The organism is Amnimonas aquatica (genome assembly GCF_002943415.1).
Taxonomy (GTDB): domain Bacteria; phylum Pseudomonadota; class Gammaproteobacteria; order Pseudomonadales; family Moraxellaceae; genus Perlucidibaca; species Perlucidibaca aquatica_A.
Window position 1 is genome coordinate 1 of record NZ_PTQZ01000149.1, and the last position, 4,600, is coordinate 4,600.

At 64.5% G+C, this 4,600-nt stretch carries 5 protein-coding genes; 3 read left to right on the forward strand and 2 right to left on the reverse strand.

Translation table 11 applies throughout. The features are described 5' to 3' along the window. Positions 1-381: 381 nt before the first annotated feature. Entirely contained in the window at positions 382-1,248 is an 867-nt protein-coding gene (locus C5O18_RS06700; protein ID WP_105192605.1) for a magnesium chelatase domain-containing protein, read from the reverse strand. Between the two features lie 63 nt (positions 1,249-1,311). Continuing rightward, a complete protein-coding gene (locus tag C5O18_RS06705) occupies positions 1,312-1,590 on the reverse strand; it encodes an accessory factor UbiK family protein (protein WP_105192607.1) in 279 nt (92 codons plus the stop codon). Between the two features lie 400 nt (positions 1,591-1,990). Between C5O18_RS06705 and C5O18_RS10435 the strand changes: the two genes are divergently transcribed. The 3 genes from C5O18_RS10435 (at position 1,991) to amt (ending at position 4,508) form a co-directional block, all read left to right on the forward strand. Further along, entirely contained in the window at positions 1,991-2,683 is a 693-nt protein-coding gene (locus C5O18_RS10435) for a TorF family putative porin (RefSeq protein WP_158249290.1), read from the forward strand. 61 nt (positions 2,684-2,744) lie between these two features. After that, positions 2,745-3,083, forward strand: a complete 339-nt coding sequence (glnK, locus tag C5O18_RS06715) for a P-II family nitrogen regulator (protein ID WP_105192609.1) — start codon at positions 2,745-2,747, stop codon at positions 3,081-3,083. Positions 3,084-3,116: 33 nt separating this feature from the next. Beyond that, positions 3,117-4,508, forward strand: coding sequence for an ammonium transporter (amt, locus tag C5O18_RS06720; protein WP_241146765.1), 1,392 nt, complete (start codon positions 3,117-3,119; stop codon positions 4,506-4,508). Positions 4,509-4,600: the final 92 nt, after the last annotated feature.

Here is a 4,600-nt window from a genome sequence, read left to right on the forward strand (position 1 = left end):
ACTTTTGCAGTTTCCTCGGCTGTGAGTATTGAGCCTCTGCGACGAGATAGGATGCGGGGTGGCAGCCTCAGGGCGCAGGTGAGCTCATGCGTGGAGATATGCATGGCGTCGACAAAGTCTTTTACGTCATCTACGCGTAGGCCGGCTCGAACAGCCTGAATCAGTTGCTTGGCAGATCCGCGCGACAAGCTGAGGGTTGCGTGATCCGATGGGCTGACTTCGGGTGGGCGGGTTTTAGCCTGATTGTGAGAGGCGAGACTTGCTGTGTGGGTGGTCATCTAGTTAGTAGTCCTCCCAGGCGGTTTTGGCCCCAGTCTACAGGGCCTGGGATTACGGCTCAGAGCAGAGCTTGTTGTCGTATCTATTTCAGTGAGTTCGCACTTATTTCGAGAAGTCACAGCCGCCACCGATCAGGGCTGCGCGCGTCGCGCTGTGGTGCGGTGCGCGACAGGGCGGGTGGCTGCTCAGTGCGCGCGTGCTGCCGGCCAGCGAATGCAGCTCGGCGACCTCCAGCTGCTCGTCGGCGGACAGGGGCGGCAGCAGGCCGGGCAGGCAGGTGGCCATGAGCGTCTTGCCGGCCCCGGGCGGTCCGCACAGCAGCAGCGAGTGTCCGCCGGCGGCCGCGATTTCCAGTGCGCGCCGGGCCTGCGCCTGCCCGCGCACCATGGCCAGCTCGGTGTGGCCGCCGGCATGGTCCGGTGTCATGCCGGCCCCGGGGGCGGCCTCGGGCAGGCAGCGGGTGCCGCGCAGGTGCTGCACCACATCGGCCAGGCAGTCCGCACCCAGCACGCGGGTGTCGCGTGCCAGCACGGCTTCGCCGGCGTTGCCGGCGGGCACGATCAGGGCATGCCCGCGCCGGCCCGCCGCGAGGCTGGCCGAAAGCACTGCCTGGACCGGGCGCAGGGCACCGGAGAGCGCCAGCTCCCCCAGGCAGCTCAGGCCCTCCAGGCGATCGGCGGGCAGCTGCCGGCTGGCGGCGAGAATGCCGAGCGCGATCGGCAGGTCGAAACGCCCGCCTTCCTTGGGCAGGTCGGCTGGCGCCAGATTGATGGTGATGCGTTGCTGCGGAAATTCGAAACCGCTGCTGATCAGCGCAGAGCGCACGCGCTCGCGGCAGTCGCGCATGCCGCCTTCGGACAGCCCGACGATGGCGATGCCCGGCAGCCCCGGTGACAGATGCACTTCCACGCGTACCGCCGGTGCGGTCAGCCCCAGGCTGGAGCTGGTTTCCACCCATGCCAGCGTCATGCCACGCCTCCCTGAGCCGGTCTCCCGTGTTCAGGTATGGCTGCGGCGTGCGGATTTCGCCAGTCAGGACCGGGGTGTGCGGAGGCTGTCTTCCAGCGCCGTGAGCTGTGCTTCCAGGACCTTCACCTGCTGCTCCAGTGCTTCGACCTTGCCCCGCGTGCGCGAGAGCAGCGTCTGCTGGATATCGAACTCGTCGCGGGTCAGCAGATCCAGGCGTGCCAGCGCATCGCGCAGCACGATCTTGAGGTTGTCTTCCAGCTCGTTGCGCACACCGCGCAGGTTGGCCGGCAGCAGTTCGCCGAACTGCTGCCCGAGCCGGTTGATCAGGGGGTCGATGGCCATGTGCTTCTCCTGTCTGGCGGCCATTCTAACCACAACCGGGGCCTGTCGTGCTTGCCGGATCACTGACGCACCAAAATGGTGCAAATGTGGTCGAATGATTTGGTCGCAGAGGGTGTTCCGGTCCTGCTGCACCATGCTGGTGCGTGATCCGGTATCTGCTGGGCAGGGCACCAGGCCGGCCGGGACATGCTTCATGTTACATGTCGGAAACATTTTGTCCGGGGTGCGGAAGGCTAGTAAATTCAGGGCCTCCGGCGAATTTCGGCATCGGCTCCGGCCGCTGTTCCGGAGGCGCCGGGACCGACCCGGAAAAAAGTTGGCATGCCTTCTGCAATCTGCCTGGCGTAGTCCGCGATCAGATATCGCGTTACCTATCCCCAACACGATTGGAGTTGTGACCATGAAGCTGTCCAAACTGTCCCGCGCTGTTGTTGCCGCCTCCCTGCTGGCCACCGGCGCTGCCGCTCATGCCGAAATCACCACCGCTGGCTCGGTGGCGTTCACCAGTGACTACAAGTACCGCGGCATTTCGCAGACCTCCAGCGGCCCGGCCGTGCAGGGCGGCCTGACGCTGAGCCACGACTCCGGTCTGTACGCCGCGCTCTGGGGCTCCAGCATCAACTTCGCAGACTCCGGCCTCGAGCTGGATCCGTCCGTCGGCTACGCGTTCAGCGCCGGCGGCCTGGACTTCGATGTCGGCGTGCTGCAGTACGGCTACCCCGGCAGCAAGGAAGACGACCTCGCCTTCACCGAAGTCTACGGCTCGGTGGCTTACGCCGGTGCCAAGCTGGGCGTGGCCTACAGCCCGAACTTCTTCGGTGCCAGCGGCAAGGCTACCTACACCTATGTGAGCTACGGTACCGAAGTGGGCGGCCTGGGCCTGACCGCTTACGTCGGCTACCAGACCATCGAAGACAATGCCACCTACGGTGCCGAAGACTACATCGACTACAAGCTCGCACTGAGCAAGGAAGTGTCCGGTCTGACCTTCGAAGTGGCTTACATCGGCACCGACCTGAGTGACAAGGACTTCGGTGGTGATGCCACCGACAAGGACGGCAAGGTCATCGCCACGGTGTCCAAGGCCTTCTGATCCTCACCCCAACGGGTCGCCCTCCGGGGCGGCCCAACTTTCACCGAAGGAGCATGCCAACATGAAACTGGTTACTGCAGTCATCAAGCCGTTCAAGCTCGATGACGTTCGCGAGGCGCTGTCGGAGATCGGGGTGCAGGGCATCACGGTCACCGAAGTGAAGGGCTTCGGCCGCCAGAAGGGTCACACCGAGCTGTACCGCGGCGCCGAGTACGTCGTGGACTTCCTGCCCAAGGTCAAGATCGACATCGCCACCAGCGATGAACAGCTCGACCTGGTCATCGAGGCCATCAGCAAGGCTGCCAACACCGGCAAGATCGGTGACGGCAAGATCTTCGTCACGGCGCTGGAGCAGGCCATCCGTATCCGCACCGGCGAGTCCGGCGTGGATGCCATCTAACGTCATCTCAGTGCGCTGAATGGGAGAATGACCGTGAAAAAGTTTCTCGTAGCTCTGGCTTTGAGCTCGTCCCTGATGGGTGTTGCACCGTCGTACGCTGAAGAAGTGGCGGCTCCGGCCGTCGTCGAGGAAACCGTCGCTGCCGAAGTGGCTGCACCGGTTGACGCCGCTCCGGCCGAAGCCCCTGTCGAAGAGGCCGTCGCCGAAGAGGCCAAGATCGACTCCGGCGACACCGCCTGGATGCTCACCTCCACCCTGCTCGTCATCCTGATGAGCATTCCCGGCCTGGCGCTGTTCTACGGCGGTCTGGCACGCACCAAGAACGCGCTGTCTGTGCTGGCACAGGTGTTCGTGATCTTCTCGCTGATCACGCTGCTCTGGGCCATCTACGGCTACAGCCTGGCGTTCACCGGTGACGGCCTGTTCATCGGCGCGCTGGACAAGGTGTTCCTGAAGGGCATCACGCCTGACTCGATCACCATGACGCTGCCCGAGTACGTGTTCGTCGCCTTCCAGTCCGCCTTCGCGGCCATCACCGTGGCCCTGATCGTGGGCGGCTTCGCCGAGCGCATCAAGTTCAAGGCCGTGCTGATCTTCTCGGTGCTGTGGTTCACCCTCAGCTACCTGCCGATCACGCACATGGTCTGGGGTGGCGGTCTGCTGTTCCAGGACGGCGCGCTCGACTTCGCCGGCGGCACCGTGATCCACATCAACGCCGGTGTGGCTGCTCTGGTCGGCGCCTACGTGGTCGGCAAGCGTACCGGTTACGGCAAGGAACCGTTCAAGCCGCACAACCTGTCCTTCACCCTGATCGGCGCTTCGCTGCTGTGGGTGGGCTGGTTCGGCTTCAACGCGGGCTCCGCCGCTGCCGCCAACGGCATCGCCGGTCTGGCCTTCGTGAACACGATCTTCGCCACGGGCGCTGCTGTCCTGACCTGGATCGGCATCGAAGCCATCATCAAGGGCAAGGCCTCGCTGCTGGGTGCTGCCTCGGGTGCTGTCGCCGGTCTCGTCGCCGTGACCCCGGCCGCCGGTTTCATCGGCCCGATGGGTTCCATCCTGATCGGTGTGGCGGGCGGCGCTGCCGGCCTGTTCGGTGTCACTGCGCTGAAGCGTGCCCTGGGTGCCGATGACTCCTTCGATGTCTTCGGTGTGCACGGTGTCGCCGGCATCGTCGGTGCCATCCTGACCGGTGTCCTCGCCGATGCCAGCTTCGGCGGCGTGGGCCTGGCCGAAGGTGTCACCATCGCCAGCCAGGCCGTGGTGCAGATCAAGGGTGTGCTGATCACCATCGTCTGGAGCGCCATCGCTGCCTTCATCTCCTACAAGATCGCCGGTCTGCTGTCGGGTGGCCTGCGTGTCACGCCGGAAGAAGAACAGCAGGGTCTGGACCTGGTCTCGCACGGCGAGAAGGCCTACAACTGATACCAGTTGCAAGCGCTGTAGGAAAAAGGGCCCTCGCGGCCCTTTTTCTTTGTTCCCGCGAAGGGCTTCCACGGCGTGAAAAAAGCCGATTA

What these genes read in the sequence shown, in the direction of transcription:
- C5O18_RS06700 (WP_105192605.1), bottom strand. Translation starts at nt 1,248, where the DNA reads ATGACGCTGGCATGGGTGGAAACCAGCTCCAGCCTGGGGCTGACCGCA.
- C5O18_RS06705 (WP_105192607.1), bottom strand. Translation starts at nt 1,590, where the DNA reads ATGGCCATCGACCCCCTGATCAACCGGCTCGGGCAGCAGTTCGGCGAA.
- C5O18_RS10435 (WP_158249290.1), top strand. Translation starts at nt 1,991, where the DNA reads ATGAAGCTGTCCAAACTGTCCCGCGCTGTTGTTGCCGCCTCCCTGCTG.
- glnK (WP_105192609.1), top strand. Translation starts at nt 2,745, where the DNA reads ATGAAACTGGTTACTGCAGTCATCAAGCCGTTCAAGCTCGATGACGTT.